Origin of the sequence: Leptotrichia sp. HMT-225 (assembly GCF_030644325.1) — a bacterium.
Taxonomy (GTDB): Bacteria; Fusobacteriota; Fusobacteriia; order Fusobacteriales; family Leptotrichiaceae; genus Leptotrichia; species Leptotrichia massiliensis.
This window is the reverse complement of sequence record NZ_CP130323.1, coordinates 1,671,128-1,691,675: the sequence shown is the minus strand read 5'-3', so window position 1 is coordinate 1,691,675 and position 20,548 is coordinate 1,671,128. Positions and strand designations below refer to the sequence as shown.

Below are 20,548 nucleotides of genomic sequence, written 5' to 3'. Positions count from 1 at the left end.
ACTCAAAACTTAAAAGTAGAAAAATTTAAGGTTGGGTATATTTTTTTATTAAAATTTAATAGTTATTTTTTTCGTAAGTATAAATTCCAAGTCGATTATTTACAATATAAAGCAATGGAATAAATAATTTTTTCCAACCAGGAAGATGATGTTTCATTTCATCAGTAAAGTTGATAAGTCCAATTTGTTTTAATTTTGGATTCAATTTTATAATTTCGCTTCCATCTTTTACACCCCAAATAAATTTTGCTTTCATATTTTTTAAAGCGTCATGCTTGTCATTTAACTTAACGGTTCCTTTATAAATAAGATCAAAATGAGCTTCAAAAGAATTAAAATTATTAGTTAGTATCTCCAAAAACTGTTTAATTTTTTGTTCTTCAAAGTACATTAATACGCCTTCTGAAATAATAAGTAATTTTTTTCCATCCAATTCAATTTCATTTGTCCAAGCTGAGTCAAAAGCTGATTTTGGAATATTTGTAACACGTTCATTAGGTTCAAAAAATAATTTTCGTTTTTCAATAACTTCAGGTAAATCAAGATTGTACCATCTTATTTTTCCATTATCAATTCGTAAAAATCTTGTATCTAATCCACATCCAATAGATACAATCACACAATCTGGATATTTTTCTATAAACTTTCTTACTTCATTATCCATTACTTTTGCACGTGAGAGTACACCATAATACGATGTCCAAGCATTTTTAAATTTTGAGAAATCATAATCTATCTGTGAAAGTATTTCTAAAGACTTTTTATCATTCAAAATTGGTTTTAGGCTTTTAGAATCAGTAGCTCTCATATACAAAGTAATAAGCATAGTTTCAGAAATGTTGTTTAAATTTATTTTCATAGTTTATTCCTCCTGAAAAATATTTTGACCATCAAAGTATTCTAATACATTATACCTGGATTTTAGCAAAATGCAAATTTAAATATAAAAAAATAAGAAAAAATTATTATTAATCAAATGATAAGCAAATAGATAAATAAGTTTTTGTATTTTTAATTTTCTTTAATTTTTAAATTTGTAAAAATTACGAAAAAATGGTATAATTATAAAAATTTTAAGAAGGTATTTTGAGTAAGTAATTGTAAAGTTTTTTATTAAAAATTTGATGAAAGATTTTACTATTATTTGCTCCCTTCTTAAAAAATAAATAAATTTTAGGAGGAAAAATGTTTGAAGAGAAAATTTATGGTTTTAATTTAGGAAACCAGAAAATTAAAATAAGTACAGGAAAAATCGCACGTCAAGCTGGAGGTTCAGTTGTTGTTCAATGTGGAGGGACAATGCTTTTAGTTACGGCGACTAGGAGCAAGGATGTCAGAGAAGGACAGGATTTTTTTCCTTTAACAGTTGACTATATTGAAAAATTTTATGCATCAGGGAAATTTCCAGGTGGATTTATAAAAAGGGAAACTAAGCCAGGAACTGATGAAGTCTTGATTTCAAGATTGATTGACAGACCAATCAGACCTTTATTTCCGGAAGGATTTTTGAATGCAGTACATATTGTAGTTACGGTGCTTTCTTATGATGAAGTAAATTATCCAGAAAATCTTGCTACGATTGGAGTTTCTGCCGCTTTAGGATTATCAGATATTCCATTTGCAGGAACTGTGGCTGGAGTTACAGTTGGGTACATTAATGGAGAATACATCTTGAATCCGACAGGAGAGCAGTTGCTGGAAAGCGAAATTCAATTATCAGTTGCAGGGACAAAAGATGCTGTAACAATGGTAGAGGCTGGAGCTAAGGAAGTTTCTGAGGAAGTTATGCTGGAAGCGATTATGTTTGGGCATGAAAAAATTAAGGAGATTTGTGCAGAGCAAGACAAATTTTTAGAACAGTTTGATGTACAAAAATATGAATTTGAGAAAAAGGAAGTAGATTCTGAAATCAAGGAATTTATTGACAGTTTTGAAAATGAAGTTGAAAAGGCTATAATGACACCAGGTAAACTGGAAAAATACGAGGCAATTGATAATTTAGAAATAGAACTTTTTGAAAAATATGTTGAAAAACTTGAAAATGAAGATAAAGAAATTGACGAAAATCTTGAAAAAGAATTTAAGAAATATTATAGAGATGTTGAAAAAAGACTTGTCAGAGATGCTATTTTATATAAGCAATATCGTGCTGACGGTCGTCAAACTACTGAAATCCGTCCAATTGATGTAGAAATAGATACACTTCCAGTACCGCATGGTTCTGCATTGTTCACACGTGGAGAAACTCAGGCATTAGTTGTTGCAACGCTTGGAAGTAAGGAAGACGAGCAAATTATTGATGGAATGGAAAATGAAACACGTAAAAAATTCTTCCTGCATTATAATTTTCCGCCATATTCAGTTGGAGAAGCTGGATTTATGAGAGCACCTGGAAGACGTGAACTAGGACACGGAAACTTGGCTGAAAGAGCGTTAAAATACGTTATGCCAGAGACTGATAAATTTCCATATACAGTAAGACTTGTTTCTGAAATTACAGAATCAAACGGTTCTTCGTCACAGGCTTCAATTTGTGGAGGATCGCTTGCATTAATGGCTGCTGGAGTTCCGATAAAATCTACAGTTGCCGGAATTGCTATGGGACTTATAAAAGAAGGTGAAACATTCACAGTACTTACTGATATTCAAGGACTTGAAGACCATCTTGGAGATATGGACTTTAAAGTTGCAGGTACAAAAAATGGAATTACTGCAATTCAAATGGATATAAAAATTGAAGGAATCACAAGGGAAATAATGGAAATTGCTTTAAGACAGGCATTAGAAGGAAGATTGTTCATCATTGATAAAATGGAAGCAGTAATTAGTGAGCCAAGAGCGCAAGTCGCTGAAAATGCACCAAAAATTGAGATTGTTAAAATTAATCCTGATAAAATTGCTGGACTTATCGGCCCAGGAGGAAAAGTTATTAGGGCAATTATCGACGAAACTGGAGTTTCGATAGACATTGAAGATGATGGAACTGTTTCAATTTTTGGAAAAGAATCTGAAAATATGAAAAAAGCACTGGAACTTGTTAAAAGACAAACTCAGTCAGTTGAGTTAAATGAAATTTATGATGGAAAAGTTACAAAACTGATGAAATTTGGTGCATTTGTAGAAGTATTGCCAGGAAAAGAAGGTCTTTTACATATTTCTGAAATTAGCAATAAGAGAGTGGAAAAGACTGAAGATGCATTAAAAGAAGGACAAAATGTCAGAGTCAAGGTAATTTCAATGGAAAGCGAAGACAAATTTAACTTGAGTATGAAAACATTAAATTAATTTAGAATATTACTATGATTTAGGGAGTGTGGTAAAAATGAAAATGAATTTACCTAATAAATTAGCAACATTAAGAATAATTCTAGTTATACCATTTGTGATTTTTCTAAGTTTAGCTTTAGAAGTTTCAGATAATGTAGCAGTTTCTGTAACAATGAGAATATTTGCAGCAATTATCTTTGTAGGGGCATCTATTACAGATTATTATGATGGAAAAATTGCAAGAAAATATAATTTAATTACAAATTTAGGGAAATTACTGGATCCATTAGCTGATAAAATACTTGTTATTTCAGCATTAGTAACGCTTGCAAAATTTAATCAAATAAGTCTATGGTTTGTAATAATAATAATTTTTAGAGAATTACTTATAACTGGACTTCGTTCAATTGTGGCGGCTGAAGGAGTTGTTATTGCGGCAGAGAGTCTTGGAAAATGGAAGACTGCTACTCAGATGGTAGCACTTACACTAATAATTTTAATACCTTTTAATTTTACAATAAACAACATATTATTATTAATTCCATTAATATTGACTATAGTTTCAGGAGTTGAATATGTTTTAAAATGTAAAAATGTTTTAAATAAATAATAAAAGAAAACCTTTAAATTTTTTTCAAGGTTAAATTTTTGGAGGTACTATTTTGTATATTATTATAGATATGATACTAAAAATATTTGATTTATACACAATTCTTATTTTGCTAAATATTTTAGGAAGTTGGATTGATCCCTACAATCAAATATCGATTTTTCAATGGATTAGAAAATTTACAGATCCTTATTTGAAAATGTTCAAAATAATAATTCCGATTGGAAATATGAATTTAGATATTTCTGGAATTTTAGGTTTAATGATACTAAAGGTAATAAGAGAAATATTTGTGAGAGTTGTTTTTATTGGAGGAATTTAAAAATCTTAAAATCAGAATAGAAAAATTAAATTATAGTTTGTTATTTTATTTTGAAATAGCAAAAAATTAAAGGAACTAAGATTAAAAACAATAAGAATATTAACTTTTCTAAGAAAAGAGGAGTACAATAACTAACATTAAATTACTTAAATTTAAGAAATAGAAATTTTTATGAAATAGGAGATTTTAAATTATGAAATTAAAAAGGCTTTTAACTACATCATTTATAGCGACTGCTCTTACAGCAACTGCAGCAGTTTCAAATGATACAAATATTTTACAAAATAATCAAATTGTTCAAAATACAAATGTTACAGGAGATATGTATAGTGCTCAAAATGCATTTTCAGCAGTTTATGAAAAGGCAAAAGATTCAGTTGTAAATATAAGAACGAAAAAAACAATTGTAGTACAAACGTATAATCCACTTGAAGCATTTTTATTTGGAACATCTGGGGTAAGACAACAAAGACGTGAATCTGGAAGTTTGGGTTCAGGATTCGTAATCTCAAGCGATGGATATATGATGACAAATAATCACGTTATCGATGGAGCGGATGAAATTTATGTGAAATTATCTGATGGACATGAGTATTTGGCAAAATTAGTTGGAACTTCACCTGAAGTAGATATTGCAATTTTAAAAGTAAATGCAAATAGAACATTTAAACCATTAAAATTTGCTGATTCAGATAATATAAAAATTGGGCACTGGGCAATTGCATTTGGAAATCCATTAGGATTGAATAGTTCGATGACAGTTGGGGTAGTTGGAGCTTCTGGAAGAAGTTCATTAGGAATTGAACAAGTTGAAAACTTTATACAGACAGATGCCTCTATTAATCAAGGAAACAGTGGTGGACCGCTTCTTAACATTAATGGAGATGTTATTGGTGTAAATACTGCTATTTATTCTCCAAATGGTGGAAGTGTTGGATTAAGTTTTGCAATTCCATCAAACTTGGCTGAAAATGTTAGAGATTCAATTGTAAGAACAGGAAAATATGAACGTCCATACATAGGAATTTCTGTATTAGATTTGACACCTGAATTAAGAAAAGAAAGAAGAATTTCATATTCAACAGGTATTTTAGTTCAACAAATTTATCCAAATTCACCAGCAGCAAAATATGGATTAAAAGTTAATGATTTAATTCTTGAAATAAATGGAAAACGTGTAACATCAGCAGGATCATTTATTGGAGAGCTTGCAGCTAAAAAAATAGGTGAGACAGTTAACTTAAAAATATCATCAAATGGAACTGAAAAAAATATTTCTATGAAATTGGAAGCATTTAACTATCAACAACAGCAAAGATCTCAACAAAGAAGATAATTATCAATTAAAAATTATAAAAAATAGGCTTTTCCCAAATATTGAGATAGCCTGTTTTTTATTTTACTATTTATTCATTTTCGTAATTAATTTTTTTAAACTGAATTTTTACATCAACTCCATCTTTTCTATTTTCTAAATAAATTTTTCCATCATTTAGTAAAATTATATCTTTTATGATTGGAAGTCCAAGTCCCGAGCCTTTTTTAGCATTTTTACCTTGAAAATTTCGATTAAACAAATTTTTCTTTTCTTCTTCTGGGATCCTTTCTCCATAGTTTCTTACAATAATTTTGACTACTTCATCTTCTCTTGCAATTAATTCAATATTTCCTATGGAGTATTTAATACAGTTGTCAATTAATCCACGCAAAGCTTCTGAAATTAGATTTTTATCAACAAAAATATTTACCTCATTATTTACGTTTATTATCATTTCATTTTTAATATTTAGAAGTTCATAATCTTTTTTTATTTTCTTAAAAAGCTGTTTTACATCGGTAATTTCTTTTTTCACAGTTATTTTTTCAAGATTTGAATTTAAAAACAGTGTATTAATTATTCTTTCAATATTTTTTACTTCAAGATTTAGATTTTCGATAGCTTCATTTAATAAATCTTTATCATCTTTTCCCCATTTTAGTATATCTAAATAACCTTTCATTATAGCAAGAGGTGTTTTTAATTCATGTGATACATTAGAAGTAAATGCTTTTTGACTTTTTATAATTTCCTTTTTTTTATTAAAAGTTTCATTTAAAACATCAATTAATTCGCCAATTTCGTCATCTCGTGTCTTTGTTAACTGCAAATCAATGTTATGTTTACTCATTTCATTACTTTGAGAAATTATATTTGAAAGTGGAGTCAGGACATGTTCTGCTACGATTTTGGAAATTATAATAATTGAGATTGTTATTAAAATAAACATTGCAATCATAACATACAGAAGTTCATGTGCTTCCATAAATTCAAAATTTCTTATGGCATAATATTTTGTATTGTGTCCAGCATAGATTTTTTTGTAGATAAATCTGTCCCATTTTATTTTAAGCTTATTTGACTCAAATTTTTTTAACTTAAAACTATCTTTATCATCTGATAAATAAATGAATTTCCCGTTTTTCTCGACTGCAAGCGAAATATATTCTTTATCAGCATAATCATAATTTCTATAAGTTTCTTTTAACTTATAGTCAGGAACTTCATCCAATCTTTTAATAACAGTTGGAAGTAATTTATCCATTTCTTTAGTTTCAGCTTCAACTGCTGTATGAATCAAAAAAATTGTCATTGATAAAATAATAATAAAGGAAATAAAAACAAGGCTTACTGTATTTGCAATAATTATTTTGTCTTTTATTTTTTTCATATTTTTAAAATGTAGCCAATTCCTCTCACTGTTTTAATTTTTTCCTTTCCTAGTTTTTGCCTTATTTTTTTTATTGTGCTGTCAAGAAGATTGTCACTTGCTTCCCAACCCCATATTTTTTCAACAATTTTATCCCTTAAAACAATTTCTTCTTTATTTTCAATTAGTAGTTTTACTAGTTCAAATTCTGTTTTTGTTAATAAAATAAGATTATTTTCCAGGTATGCAGAATAATTTTCCATATTTAATTTTAAAGTCTTATAGATAATTTCAGAAATTTTCTCTTTTCTAATATTTATATTAATCCTTGCTTCTAATTCTAAAAAATCAAAAGGTTTTGTAACATAATCACTTGCTCCAGATTTTAACAAATCAACTTTTTCTTCTATATTGTTTTTGGCAGATACAACAATTATGGGAACTTTTGATATTTTTCGTACATTTTTGCAAACTTCATTTCCTTCCATGGAAGGAAGTCCCAAATCTAAAAGAATCAAGTCATAAAAGTCTCTTTTTCTGTCAATTTCATTTAATGCATCAATTCCATTTTCAATTATTGTTATTTCATGATTTTTTCTTTCTAGCTGTAATTTCAAAATACGTGAAATTTTTTTATCATCTTCAACAATCAGTATTTTTCCCATTTTTTCCCTTTCTAAAATTTATTCAGACTAAATTCATTTTTAAATTTATTTTTTGTGGTATTATTACCTTACCAAAGATATTATATCTTAATTTTAAGAAAATAAAAAGATATAATCTTAAAATAATTTATTTAATTTAAAATAAAAGAGGAGAAGGTGATGCCATTGCAACTAACTAATCATATTTTTTTTATTGACAGATTCTTTTTTAAACATTTATCATTTTTTTCAGAGTTTAGTATTTTTCATCGTTCAGAAAATCTTGAAAAAATCTTTCGTGTTATTACTAAATTTGGAGAAGGATATTTTGAATTATCATTAGTTCTTATATTATTTTTATTTATTTTTTTAAACAAAAAGAAATCTCATATTTTTAAAAAATACATTGCAGGTATCTTTTTTACTTTACTCTCTACACAAATTACTGTGAATTTATTTAAACTTTTGTTTGGAAGAGCGAGACCTTCAATAACTGCAAATCCAGAGAAATTTTATGGAGTTTTAAGTTTAATAAAAAATAAGTTTCTTTTTGAAGGCGACTATGCCTCCTTTCCTTCGGGGCATACAATTACTGTTTGGGGAACAATTTGGATTTTAAGTTTTTTCATAAAAAACAGAGTTCTCAAAATCTTACTATTTATTTTAGGATTTTTAGTAGGAGTTAGTCGAATTTCTTTGGTATATCATTGGACTACTGATGTTATTGCCAGCATCATTATTTCTTATTTTATTGCAAAATTTGTGTACAGTAGAATGCATGAAATCCGTCATGTGAAAGATTCTGCTTATTGTAAAAAAGATAAAAAAATAGTTAGAATTAAACGTAGAAGAGAAAAACTAGGAGTAATCAATTAATCAAAAATTTAGCAAAGAAAAATAATTAATTGAAATTTATAGAAAAAGGCTATTTATTAAAGATAGTCTTTTTTTAATAAAAATATAATATAAAAATTTAGAAAAAATATTTTAATTTTTATTTGTTGAATAATTGTTTGAATCAAAATTTTTAATTCCATTGTAAACAAGGCTTTCTATTGTATCTATAAAATTTTGTAGAGGTATTTTTTTTCCATCATTTATCCACTGCTTATAACTTCCTAAAATAGATGAAAATACAAATGATAAAATAATATTACGTAGATAGGGCTCTGTTTCTTTAAAAAAATCTGATTTTTCCCATGTTTTTTTAATAATATTGTTTATCATTTTTTGTAATACATAATCATTTTTTGAATCAATTATTATTTTGTCGTGAGCATTTCCATAAATTTCTGAAAAATCAATAAAAGTATTAATAATGTTTTTTAAATCTTCAGGAAAAGAAAGTAAAGAAAATTTTTGAATATATTCATTTGTAATTTTATCTTGTATTTCTAAAAATAAGTTATCAATAGATGAATAATAACGGTAGAAAGTTTTTTTGCTAATTTCAGCTTTTTCAATTAATTCTTTTACAGTTATTTTTTCATAATCCTTTCCTTTAAAAAGTTCAATAAAGGACTTGTGAATATTCCTTATTGTTTTTTTTATTCTTATATCTTCATAATTAATCATAGTTTTATCAGTTTCCTTTCTAAAATAAACTCAAAAATAGTTAAAATTCAAATAATAAAAATTATATAAATTGATAATTTATAATAGTTTTAAATTTTTTATGCTATAAGGAATTTTACAATGAAAAATACTAAAATGCAACTTTTTTGTACCAAAAGTGTCAAAAGATACTTTTAATAACTAAAAGTTTCTCAAAATAGAAATAAATATGTTAAACTTGTATGGTAAAATATAACAAGTGAAAGGATAAATATGGAAAATCAAATATTATTTACTCCGTTAAAATTAAAAAATGGAGCAGTTATAAAAAATCGTTTTTTAAAATCTGCAATGAGCGAGGGAATGGCAAATTCTAAAACTAATTCTCCAAATGAATTGCATGTAAATTTATATAGAAAATGGGCAAACGGAGGGACAGGACTTCTGATAACGGGAAATGTTATGATAGATAGACAGGCTTTAGGCGAGCCAGGAAATGTAGTAATAGAAGATGAAAGAGATATGGAAATGCTTAAAAAATGGGCAGAAGCAGGCAAGGAAAATAATACGCATATATGGATGCAGATAAACCATCCAGGAAAACAGGCTCCTAAAAGTGTAGCAAAAGAATCTGTTGCACCAAGCGCTATAGAAATTCAAGGAGATTTGAAAAGTGGATTTGTAAAGCCAAGGGAACTTACAAAAGATGAAATAAAAAATTTGATAAAACGTTTTGGAAAAGCGGCAGAAATTGCTAAAAAATCAGGTTTTACAGGAGTTCAAATACATGGAGCACATGGATATTTAATAAGCCAGTTTTTGTCTTCTGCAGATAATGTGAGAAACGATGAATATGGCGGAAGCATAGAAAATAGAATGAGATTTTTAGTTGATGTATATAATGAAATGAGAGAAAAAGTAGGAAAAGAATTTCCGATAGGATTAAAAATAAATTCATCAGATTTTAGTAACAATGGATTTACAGAAGAGGAGTCTATTATTGTTATAAAAAAAATGTCCGAAATAGGAGTAGATCTTATAGAAATATCAGGTGGAAATTATGAAAATTCTAAAATGCTTTCTGAAAGAGGGGATAATGAAAAGGTATTTTTTATAGATTATGCTAAAAAAGTATTGTCGTTAATAGATACGCCTATCGTAGTTACAGGAGGATTTAAAAAGGTAGAAACTATGCAAAAAGCTATCGAAAAAGAAAAAATATCCATGATAGGAATTGCAAGACCCATAGTAATATATCCAAATTTGCCTAATGAAATCAAAGAAGGGCATATATCATCAGTTTCCTTAGAAAGATTAACAACTGGATTTAAAGGATTGGATAAAAAATTAGGAGGTCTTATAGGGCTAAGCTATTATGAGCAGCAAATCCGAAGACTTGCAGAGAATAAACCTGTAAAAATTCATAGAAATGCCTGGAGTCCGCTATTATTTACAATATTGTATCATGGAAAGAATGCGTTAAAACCTAGAAGAAGATAAACAATAAAAAGCAATCATATTTTAATATATGGTTGTTTTTTATTTATAAGGAAAGCAAATTTATCTTTTTTTATAGATTAGATATGTAATTTTTTCTTAGTAATATTGTTTAAACCAATTTATTTGATATTCAAATAATAAAAAGTTTGATAAAAAAATAAAGTTTGAATATACAAAAAAACTGAATTTATTGACTTCGAATAAAAGATTTATAATATATATGTAATTATATAAAAAATATATGATATATATCGTTGACACAGTTAATAATTAGTAATATAATGGAACTATGATTGAAAAGTTATGTAAGGAGGGCAATATTATGTCTATGAGTAAAAATTCGAACTTTAATAATATGAGTTTAACGTATAAGATTTTAGCTAAAAATCTTTTGAAAGGTGAATTAAAGGCTGGAAACGAAATTGCTGTTAGAGTTCATCAGACACTTACACAAGATTCCACAGGAACGATGGCTTATCTGCAGTTAAATGCTATGGATGTTGATAAAGTTGCAACTGAAATTTCTGTGGCTTATGTTGATCATAACATGCTGCAGTCTAGTTTTGAAAATGCAGACGACCATGAGTTTATTAAAACATCAGCTGAAAAGCACAATATAGTTTTTTCAAAACCTGGAAACGGAATTTGTCACAGATTACATTTGGAAAGATTTGGAAAGCCTGGGAAAATACTGATTGGATCGGATAGCCACACTCCAACTGGAGGAGGACTTGGAATGCTTGCAATTGGAGCGGGAGGACTTGATGTTGCGATTGGGATGGCACGGGGGCTATATTATTTGAAAGTCCCAAAAGTTTATAATATTGAGCTAATAGGGAAATTGCAGCCTTGGGTATCAGCTAAAGATGTTATTTTGTACGTCTTGAAACAGCTTACAGTAAAAGGTGGAGTAGGATACGTAATGGAATATACTGGAGATGGAATTAAATCACTATCAGTTGAGGACAGGGCGACAATTACAAATATGGGAGCTGAATTAGGGGCGACAACATCAATTTTCCCAAGCGATGAAAAAACAAGGATTTTTTTGGAAAAACAGTCACGAGGAGAAGATTTTGCAGAATTATTGCCTGATGAAAATGCGTTTTATGATGATAAATTAGTTGTCAATTTGGATGAGCTTGTACCACTTGCGGCTTTTCCTCACAGTCCTGACAATGTGCATGAAATTCCAAAGGACAGAAAATTAAAAGTTGATCAGATTGCAATTGGTTCATGTACAAATTCATCGTATTCAGATTTTATGAAGCTTGCAGCGATTTTAGATGGAAAAAAAGTTCATCCGGATGTGAGCCTTGTATTATCACCTGGTTCAAGCAATATTATGAAAATGATTTCAGAAAATGGTGCATTGGCAAAATTTATAGCAGCTGGGGCAAGATTGTTGGAAGCCGCTTGCGGACCCTGCATTGGAATGGGGCAGGCACCAAAGACAGATGGAATTTCACTTAGAACATTTAACAGAAACTTTAAGGGAAGATGTGGAACAATGAGTGCCGGAGTTTATCTGGTAAGTACAGAAACAGCGGCTGCGTCAGCAATTACAGGATATTTGACAGATCCTAGGGAATTGGGGGCAGAAATCATTGTAGAAGAGCCTGAAAAATTTGAAATATCAGATAACTATTTTATTTTCCCAAATCCAAATGAAGAGGAAGCAAAAAAGGAAAGAGAAGCAGTAAAAATCGTAATGGGACCTAACATTAAGCCATTTCCGATTGGGGAAGAGCTACAGGACAGTATTGCACGTAAAGTTATCTTAAAGACAGGAGATAACATTACAACAGATGATATTTGCCCATCAAATGCCGCATTACTGCCATTCCGTTCAAATATTCCAAAATTATCGGAACATTGCTTTGAAACAATAATTCCAGATTTTAAGGAAAGAGCTGAAAAAAATAATGGCGGAATAATTGTCGGTGGAGAAAATTATGGGCAAGGTTCAAGCCGTGAGCATGCCGCATTATTACCGCTTTATCTTGGTATAAAGGCAGTTATTGCAAAATCCTTTGCAAGAATACATAAGGCAAACTTGATAAACAGCGGAATTATACCATTAGAATTTGAGAACGTGGAAGATTACGATAAAATTGATGAATATGATGAATTACAGCTGTCAGACATTCCAAATTCATTGATAAACGGAAGATTTATAATAAAAAATATTACTAAAAATACTGAATTTCCTGCAAAATTCAATGGTTCAGAGAGAGAACTTAAAATATTAAAATTTGGTGGCTACTTGAAATTTGCGACAAGTGATGAGTTTTTAAGCTAAGATATTTACTTTAGCTTTATTGCTCAAAATCAAGTTGATAAAAACATAGAAATTATGAAAGTTAATTTTAATTTTTGAATTTTTAATTGTATAGAAAAATAAAATAGAAAGAGTGGTTTATTATGAAGAAAGTTACATTAATACCTGGGGATGGGATTGGATATGAAATATCTGAAAGCTTAGTAGAAATTTTTAAGGCTGCTAAAGTTCCAGTTGAATTTGAAACTGAAAATGCAGGAGCAGATGTTTATGAGAAAACAGGAGAATTAATACCAGACAGCCTTTATAAAAGTGTTGAAAAAAATAAAATTGCTATAAAAGGACCGATTACAACACCAATTGGAAAAGGGTTTAGAAGTATAAATGTGTATCTTAGAAAAAAATACGATTTATATACGAATTTTAGACCCTCAAGAAATTTACCGGGAATTAAAACTCGGTATGAAAATATTGATTTGGCAATTTTTAGAGAAAATACTGAAGGGATTTATATTGGTGAAGAAAAGTACGAAAATGATGAAAAGACAAGCGCGATTGCCATAAAACGAATTACAAGAAAAGGAAGCGAACGCATTATAAGAAGTGCATTTGAATATGCAAAAAATAACGGACTTTCCAAAGTTACGGCTGTACACAAGGCAAATATACTGAAATTTACAGATGGAATGTTTCTGGAAATTGCAAGGGAAGTTTCAAAAAACTATGAAGGAATTGAGCTGGAAGAACTTATTGTTGATAATATGTGCATGCAGCTTGTTACAAATCCAGAAAGATTTAGAGTAATTGTTACAATGAATTTATACGGAGATATTTTATCGGACTTGGTGGCTGGGCTTGTAGGGGGGCTGGGAGTTGCCCCTGGTGCAAATATAGGAGATGATATAGCTATTTTTGAAGCTGTGCATGGCTCTGCACCGGATATTGCGGGGAAAAATAAGGCAAATCCTTTGGCATTGCTGCTATCTTCATTAGAAATGCTAAAATATTTAAAGCTGAATGATTTTGCAGAAAATATAGAAAATGCTATTTTAAAGACATTGGAGGAAGGGTGTAAAACGAAAGATTTGGGTGGAAATGCTACAACGACTGAATTTACAAAAAAAATTATTGAAAATTTAGGATAGGAGGGCATTATGAAAAGTGATTTTATAAATGAGCTAGGCACGTTATTTAATCAGAATAATTCGATTTCAGACGATATTTATAATAAGCTTGATGTGAAAAGAGGGCTTAGGAATAAAAATGGGACAGGGGTTCTGGTTGGATTAACTAAAATTGGGTCAGTTTTAGGGTATTCGGTAAACAAAAAAGGGAAAAAGATTCCAGAAAAAGGAAAACTTTATTATAGGGGAATTTCGATTGACAAGCTTGTTGAGCAGTTTGAGGAGGAGAATACATTTTGCTTTGAAAAAACGATGTTTTTGCTTCTTTTTGGAAAAATTCCTTCTAATTTTGAATTAAAGATGTTTGTAAGCACGTTGAAAGAGTACAGGCACTTGCCAGATGAATTTATAGAGGATTTTATCTTGCGAAAACCTAGCACAGATATAATGAATCATCTTCAAAGAGCTGTTTTATGCCTGTACACGTTGGATGAAAATCCGGATGACGTGAGTTTATCAAATTTGATAGATCAGTCTTTAAATTTAATTGCAAAATTTCCAAGTTTATTAGTATACTGTTATCAGGCATGCAATTACAAGCATTTTAAAAAGAGTTTGATAATTCATAATCCAATGGAGGAATACAGCATTGCTGAAAATATTCTTCATATGCTTAGAAGCGACAGCAAATTTACAAAACTGGAATCTGAAATACTAGACTTAATATTGGTTATACATGCAGAACACGGTGGTGGAAATAATTCGACATTCACTTCGCACGTAATTTCTTCCACAAGAACAGATACCTATTCTTCAATTTCTGCTTCGATTGGTTCATTAAAAGGGCCTATGCATGGTGGAGCAAATTCGATGGTTACAAAAATGATAGAAGATATGAAAAAAAATTCAAATCCTTATGATGAAATAAAATTAAAAGAATATTTGAAACAAATATTTGAGAAAAAAGCATTTGACAAGACAGGACGAATTTATGGAATGGGGCATGCAGTTTATACAGTTTCAGATCCACGTGCTGAAATTTTGAAAAAAAAGGCTTATGAACTGGCAAAGGAAAAAGATGCGCTTGAAGAATTTGAGCTTTTTTCAAATGTTGAAAAATTTACGAAAGAAATTGGAAAAGAATTAAAAGGCAAGGATTTTGAAATTTGTGCAAATGTTGATTTGTATTCAGGATTTGTGTATAGACTTCTGAATATCCCGCAAAACATATTTACACCATTATTTGCATTGTCGAGAATAGCCAGTTGGAATGCACATAGGATGGAGCAGATTCTAGTGGATAAAAAATTGATCCGTCCAGCATATAAGGCAATTGATGAAGATGGAAATATATTTTTATAATTATTTTTTTAAGACAGGGAGAAAATTTTATTCTCCTTGTTTTTATATGTTTTTTGCCATTGTCATTTTACAATTTATGGGCTATAATAAAATTGATATTTCTTGAAAGGAGATATGTCTGTGAGCAAATATAAAGAAGTTTATAATGATATAAAAGAAAAAATAACAAATGGGACATTCAAGGCTAGGGAATTTTTAAAAAGTGAATCAGATTTGGCACATAAATATTCGTATTCTAAAGATACTATAAGAAAAGCTCTTTCCATGCTTGAACTGGATGGATATATTCAAAAAATAAAAGGTAAAAATTCCATGGTTTTAGAAAATGGACGTTTTAAAAATAGTTTATCAAACTTGAGAACTTCAAAAGAACTTAATAAAATTGAAAATATTGATATTCATACTAACTTAATTGAAATGGAAGTTGTTAGTGGAATTAAGGAAATTATGGATGTTTTTGAAGTGTCTGATGATGTTTCATTTTACAAGGTTTCACGTACTCGTGTACTGGATGGGGAAGCACTTGAGTATGAAATTACATATTTGGATAAAAGAGTTGTACCTTTCTTGGATAAAAAAATTGTTGAAAGTTCAATTTATGATTATCTTGAAAAAAAATATATGGATTTAAAAAATTTTGATTCAGTTGTTGTTATAGAAAGCCATACATACTTATCTAATGGAACTTTATTTCAATATGGTATAAATTCTTATAGACCTGATAAATTTGAATTTTCAACAGTAGCCAAAAGATAATACTGTTAGAAAAAATTGTAAGGAGGTTTTTTGAATAATGAGAATTTTAGTAATTGAAGATGAAAAAAATTTGAATGATATAATTGTAAAAAAGCTGGTATTAGAAAAATATTGTGTAGATAGCTGTCTTAATGGAAAAGATGCACTTGATTACATTTTTTCAGCTGAATACGATGTTATTGTTTCTGATATTATGCTTCCAGGAATAGATGGATTCGAAATTTTAAAAAGAATAAGGGAGAAAGGGATAAAAACTCCAGTTTTACTTCTCACTGCAAAGGATGGTATAGAAGATAGGGTAAAAGGGCTTGACTATGGAGCTGATGACTATCTTGTGAAACCATTTGCTTTTGACGAGCTTATGGCTAGGATAAGAGTACTTTTACGTAGAAATCCGATAAGTAATAATTCTAATGCAAGTAATGTTTTTTCAATTGCAAATTTAACTGTTAATTGTAAATCTCACGATGTTTTTCGAGATAAAATTTCTATAAAATTGTCAACAAGGGAATTTACGATTTTGGAATATATGATTAGGAATAAAGAGCGTGTCTTGTCTAGGGAACAAATTGAGCAGCATATTTGGAATTATGATTATGAAGGTGGCACAAATGTAATTGATGTTTATATAAGGTATTTAAGACGAAAAATTGATAAGGATTTTGAACCTAAATTGATTCATACAATTCGTGGAGTTGGATATGTGTTAAAGGTTGAATAGGTTTTAAATCTTAAATAAAAAGGAATAAAAATAAACAATGAAAAGATTTTTTAATAACAGTTCAATAAAGTTAAAAATTGGCTTATGGTACATGGGAATTATGATTTTGCTTGTATTTTCATCGCTGGCTATAGTTTTTTATATAAGTGAAAATATTATTCATTCAAGTGTCCGTACTTATTTGAAAGATGTAGTCAAACATAGACTTGACTATTTAACTATAAAAAATGGAGAAATTATCATCAACAGCAATTTTGATACAATGATTCAAAATGTGGAAATTGCTATTTATGATAAGGATTTTAAATTTCTTTATGGAAATTCGCCAAATGGCTTTGAGATGGATAATAGTAAATCTAAAGACGATAAAATTATGATAATTAGGAGTAACAATCAGAAATGGTATGTTTATAACAAAACAATCAAGCTGGATAACTATGGAAAAGTCTGGATTAGAGGTGTAATGCCTAATATTGGCCAATCAAGTGCGATTGAAACAGTTATCCAGATTTCTATTATAATTTTACCATTTTTCCTTATACTTTCAGCAATTGGTGGTTATGTTATTACACGAAATGCATTTAGGCCGATTGAACAAATTAGAAGAATTGCAGAAAAAATTAATGAAGGTAACGATTTATCTCAACGAATTAATTTGAAAAAAGGTGATGACGAACTTCATATACTTGCAAATACCTTTGATGTCATGTTTGACAGACTTCAGACATCCTTTGAAAATGAAGTACAATTTACTTCAGATGTTTCACATGAGCTTAGAACTCCAATTACAGTAATTTTGACACAAGCTGAATATGGAAAAGGATATATAAATTCAATTGAAGAAGCTAAAAAGTCCTTTGGAATTATCGAAAAGGAAGGGCAAAAAATGTCAAAATTGGTATCCCAGCTACTAACTTTAGCAAGAATGGAACGTGGAAAGCAAAAGTTAAAGTTGGAACATATTGATTTAAGTGAATTAATTGAAATGACAATAGAAACACAGATTTCAAGTGCAAATACTAAAAATATAAAATTTATTACAAAAATCGCTCCTGCAATTTATGCAAATATTGATGAAATGATGATAATTCGTGTTTTTACAAATTTAATTTCAAATGCAATTTGTTATGGAAAGCGAGATGGAACAATAACAATAGAGCTTTTTTCTGAAAATGATAAAATTATCAGTAAAATTTCTGATGATGGAATAGGAATTGAAAAAGATAAGCTAGATAAAATATGGTTACGTTTTTATCAGGTGGATTCTTCCAAAAGCGGTGATAATTCAGGACTAGGGCTTTCAATGGTAAAAAAAATTATAGAACTGCATAATGGCGAAATTTTTGTAGAAAGTAAAATTGGAAAAGGGACGACTTTTACAATAATTTTAGAAAAAATTTAATTGTAAGATAAATAACAAAAACAACATTCTGATTAATTAAAAAAGCACTCTATAACTGGACTTTTAATACAAAATAATATACAAAAACTAAAAAAATTTCAAAAAATGAAAAAAATTTAAAAGTTCTCATTTTTCTTTAATGTTTGTATGGTATTATTAAATTGTCAGAAAGGATGGTACATTAGCTCAACATTAATACCAAACTATTACTCGAGTAAAAAATAGCATTTTATAAAAATGCATATGTGAAAAATGAAAAAATTAGATTTAGAAGAAAGGAGAAATTTATTAAGTAATTGTATATTATTAAAATTATTGAAGAAAAAAGTTAGGTTATAGATAATAAATAATAGACATAATTACAAGGAAAGGGATGATAAGCTATGAAGAGAAATTTTTTAAAGATTACATTATTCGGAATGTTAATCATCTGTTCGTTAGTGGTAGCTGCGAATAAAGAAAGGAAAAAAATAACTGCAATTAAAGCCAAGCAAATAGCCTTAGCTAAAGTCCCTGGAGCAACATTTGCAAATGTTCTTGAATTTAATTCAGAAAATAATAATTTCTATAAAGGACAAATTATTTATAGAGGTGTTGCTTATAACTTTGAAATTGATGTTTATAATGGGAAAATAATTAATTGGAGTGAAGAAAAAAAATAAGAATTTAAAAAAGAGTTATGGAGAAAAAAAGATGATAAATAAAATTAAAAAAAGAGGATTTAATAATACAATTACTTTAATAATATTTCTTCTTTCTGTCAATTTGATGGCAAAAGAAATTAGTGGTATGGCTAAAAATGATATAAAATTAGTACCAATGGTAAGCATAAAAACTTCTGATGCACAAATAACACCAAATAGAGCAAAAGAAATTGCATTGGCACATGCTGGTATTTCAGAATCGGCTGCCAATTTTAAACAGATAAAGCTAGATAATAAAAGTGGAAAAGCTGTTTATGTAATAGAATTTATTGCAAATAAGCTAAGATACGAATTTGATATTGATGCTAGCAGCGGTTCAATTATAAAATTTGAAAAAAGGTAAATAAAAAGAAAGACTATATGGAAAATTAATAATAATCTATATAGTCTTTTTAATATGTTTAAATTCTATACTATTGTTAAATAAAATAGCAAATTTAGTATAAGATCTTAAAAAAACAGTTCTTGTTATCAGAAAATAAATAAAATATAAGTTTTGTTTTTTAAAATAGTCTTAGCACCGGTATTATTTGTTTGTAAATTACATCATTCCAAGATAAGCAGCACCTAAAATTCCTGCATCATTACCAAGAGTTGCTGCAACAATTTTTAAATTTTCCAAAATTGATGGGAACGCCACGTCTTTTAATTTTTCTTTTACACGATCAAACAGAAAATCTCCAGCAAGTGCAACTCCCCCACCAACTACTACGATTTCAGGATCTAATATGCTAAGTAAATTTCCGATTCCCAATGCTAATTTTTCTGCTTCATAGTCTACAATGTCAATTGAAAATGCATCTCCTTTTTTAGCAGCATCAAATACATCCTTTGCTTCTAAATCTCTACCTTTTGTCATTTCATAAAGCAAGTTTTGCCTATTTACTGCAAGACGGCTTTTTGCTTCACGAATTATTCCTGTAGCAGAAGCATAGGCTTCCCAGCATCCTTTTTGACCACATCCACATAATTTTCCGTTTGGCTCAATTTTAATATGTCCAACTTCTCCACCTGCTCCGTGTTCTCCACTTACAAGTTTTCCATCGACAATAATTCCGCCACCAATTCCAGTTCCTACAGCAAGCCCTAATACATTTTTATATCCTTGTGCAGAACCTTTCCACATTTCTCCAAGTGTAATTACATTAACATCATTATCAGCTTTTACTGGTTTGCCAAGATTTTTTTCAAATTCCAATGCCAAATCTACTCCGTGTTTCCAAGGGAAATTTGCCCAAAACTTAACAACTCTAGAATTTAACACAGGTCCTGGCACTCCAACACCGACTGAAACAACGTCATCAAAATTAATATTACTTCCTTCAATTTGAGTAATCAAAATTTTTGATAATCTTTGAATTGTTTCAGAAAAACCTTCCATTGAATCAGTTTTTACAATAGTAGTAAAAATAATATTTCCTTGTTCATCAACAAGTCCAATTTTTGTGTTAGTTCCTCCCAAGTCAATTCCTACATAATATTTCATATCTCCTCCTAAGTCTAATTTTATTTTATTTACACAACACATAGCAAAACATCTTTAAAATTAATTATTAGATCAATATAAGTTTACCTTATTTCTTCAACTTTTTCAATATTTTACAAAATTTTTTT

Annotated in this window: 19 protein-coding genes; 14 read left to right on the top strand and 5 right to left on the bottom strand. The window is 29.0% G+C overall.

Annotated elements, in window-relative coordinates:
• Window positions 1–55: 55 nt before the first annotated feature.
• Window positions 56–859: a class I SAM-dependent methyltransferase gene (locus tag QU666_RS08270; RefSeq protein WP_021768715.1), complete on the bottom strand. Its 804-nt coding sequence runs from the start codon at window positions 857–859 to the stop codon at window positions 56–58.
• Window positions 860–1,185: 326 nt separating this feature from the next.
• On the opposite strand from QU666_RS08270, the gene pnp reads away from it, so the two are divergent.
• From pnp to QU666_RS08250, 4 genes are all read left to right on the top strand, one after another.
• A complete protein-coding gene (gene pnp / locus QU666_RS08265; protein WP_021768716.1) occupies window positions 1,186–3,285 on the top strand; it encodes a polyribonucleotide nucleotidyltransferase in 2,100 nt (699 codons plus the stop codon).
• Window positions 3,286–3,328: 43 nt separating this feature from the next.
• A complete protein-coding gene (pgsA, locus tag QU666_RS08260) occupies window positions 3,329–3,877 on the top strand; it encodes a CDP-diacylglycerol--glycerol-3-phosphate 3-phosphatidyltransferase (protein WP_036070235.1) in 549 nt (182 codons plus the stop codon).
• Window positions 3,878–3,929: 52 nt separating this feature from the next.
• Window positions 3,930–4,199 (top strand): YggT family protein, encoded by a 270-nt coding sequence (locus QU666_RS08255; RefSeq protein ID WP_036070232.1) that lies wholly within the window; start codon window positions 3,930–3,932, stop codon window positions 4,197–4,199.
• A 193-nt stretch (window positions 4,200–4,392) separates the two neighbouring features.
• Window positions 4,393–5,535, top strand: coding sequence for a S1C family serine protease (locus QU666_RS08250; protein ID WP_021768719.1), 1,143 nt, complete (start codon window positions 4,393–4,395; stop codon window positions 5,533–5,535).
• Between the two features lie 70 nt (window positions 5,536–5,605).
• On the opposite strand, the gene QU666_RS08245 is transcribed toward QU666_RS08250, so the two are convergent.
• Window positions 5,606–6,907: a HAMP domain-containing sensor histidine kinase gene (locus QU666_RS08245; protein ID WP_021768720.1), complete on the bottom strand. Its 1,302-nt coding sequence runs from the start codon at window positions 6,905–6,907 to the stop codon at window positions 5,606–5,608.
• Window positions 6,904–7,551 (bottom strand): response regulator transcription factor, encoded by a 648-nt coding sequence (locus tag QU666_RS08240; protein WP_021768721.1) that lies wholly within the window; start codon window positions 7,549–7,551, stop codon window positions 6,904–6,906. Before QU666_RS08240 ends, QU666_RS08245 begins: the two co-directional genes overlap by 4 nt.
• A 159-nt stretch (window positions 7,552–7,710) precedes the next feature.
• Here QU666_RS08240 and QU666_RS08235 point away from each other — a divergent pair, with 159 nt between their 5' ends.
• A complete protein-coding gene (locus QU666_RS08235) occupies window positions 7,711–8,406 on the top strand; it encodes a phosphatase PAP2 family protein (RefSeq protein WP_021768722.1) in 696 nt (231 codons plus the stop codon).
• A 111-nt stretch (window positions 8,407–8,517) separates the two neighbouring features.
• Here the strand turns inward: QU666_RS08235 and QU666_RS08230 are convergent, their stop codons facing one another.
• The gene (locus QU666_RS08230) at window positions 8,518–9,105 is read right to left on the bottom strand and encodes a TetR/AcrR family transcriptional regulator (RefSeq protein ID WP_021768801.1); all 588 of its coding nucleotides are present in this window, start codon (window positions 9,103–9,105) and stop codon (window positions 8,518–8,520) included.
• A gap of 252 nt (window positions 9,106–9,357) precedes the next feature.
• Between QU666_RS08230 and QU666_RS08225 the strand changes: the two genes are divergently transcribed.
• From QU666_RS08225 to QU666_RS08185, 9 genes are all read left to right on the top strand, one after another.
• Complete coding sequence (locus QU666_RS08225; RefSeq protein WP_021769197.1) at window positions 9,358–10,584, top strand: NADH:flavin oxidoreductase/NADH oxidase family protein; 1,227 nt, start codon at window positions 9,358–9,360, stop codon at window positions 10,582–10,584.
• 322 nt (window positions 10,585–10,906) lie between these two features.
• On the top strand, window positions 10,907–12,886 hold the full coding sequence (locus QU666_RS08220; protein WP_198012126.1) for an aconitate hydratase: 1,980 nt from the start codon (window positions 10,907–10,909) through the stop codon (window positions 12,884–12,886).
• A gap of 122 nt (window positions 12,887–13,008) precedes the next feature.
• A complete protein-coding gene (locus tag QU666_RS08215; protein WP_021769199.1) occupies window positions 13,009–14,010 on the top strand; it encodes an isocitrate/isopropylmalate dehydrogenase family protein in 1,002 nt (333 codons plus the stop codon).
• A 9-nt stretch (window positions 14,011–14,019) separates the two neighbouring features.
• The gene (locus tag QU666_RS08210) at window positions 14,020–15,351 is read left to right on the top strand and encodes a citrate/2-methylcitrate synthase (protein ID WP_021769200.1); all 1,332 of its coding nucleotides are present in this window, start codon (window positions 14,020–14,022) and stop codon (window positions 15,349–15,351) included.
• 120 nt (window positions 15,352–15,471) lie between these two features.
• Complete coding sequence (locus tag QU666_RS08205) at window positions 15,472–16,107, top strand: UTRA domain-containing protein (protein WP_304984798.1); 636 nt, start codon at window positions 15,472–15,474, stop codon at window positions 16,105–16,107.
• A 37-nt stretch (window positions 16,108–16,144) separates the two neighbouring features.
• Entirely contained in the window at window positions 16,145–16,828 is a 684-nt protein-coding gene (locus QU666_RS08200; RefSeq protein WP_021769203.1) for a response regulator transcription factor, read from the top strand.
• 37 nt (window positions 16,829–16,865) lie between these two features.
• Window positions 16,866–18,230 carry a cell wall metabolism sensor histidine kinase WalK gene (locus tag QU666_RS08195; RefSeq protein WP_021769204.1) on the top strand — a complete coding sequence of 455 codons (1,365 nt, stop codon included), beginning with the start codon at window positions 16,866–16,868 and terminating at the stop codon, window positions 18,228–18,230.
• Between the two features lie 383 nt (window positions 18,231–18,613).
• Window positions 18,614–18,892 (top strand): PepSY domain-containing protein, encoded by a 279-nt coding sequence (locus tag QU666_RS08190; RefSeq protein ID WP_036070863.1) that lies wholly within the window; start codon window positions 18,614–18,616, stop codon window positions 18,890–18,892.
• Between the two features lie 31 nt (window positions 18,893–18,923).
• Entirely contained in the window at window positions 18,924–19,277 is a 354-nt protein-coding gene (locus tag QU666_RS08185; RefSeq protein ID WP_036070878.1) for a PepSY domain-containing protein, read from the top strand.
• 198 nt (window positions 19,278–19,475) lie between these two features.
• Here QU666_RS08185 and QU666_RS08180 read toward each other — a convergent pair whose 3' ends face one another.
• Window positions 19,476–20,420 carry an ROK family protein gene (locus QU666_RS08180; protein ID WP_036070866.1) on the bottom strand — a complete coding sequence of 315 codons (945 nt, stop codon included), beginning with the start codon at window positions 20,418–20,420 and terminating at the stop codon, window positions 19,476–19,478.
• Between the last annotated feature and the right edge of the window lie 128 nt (window positions 20,421–20,548).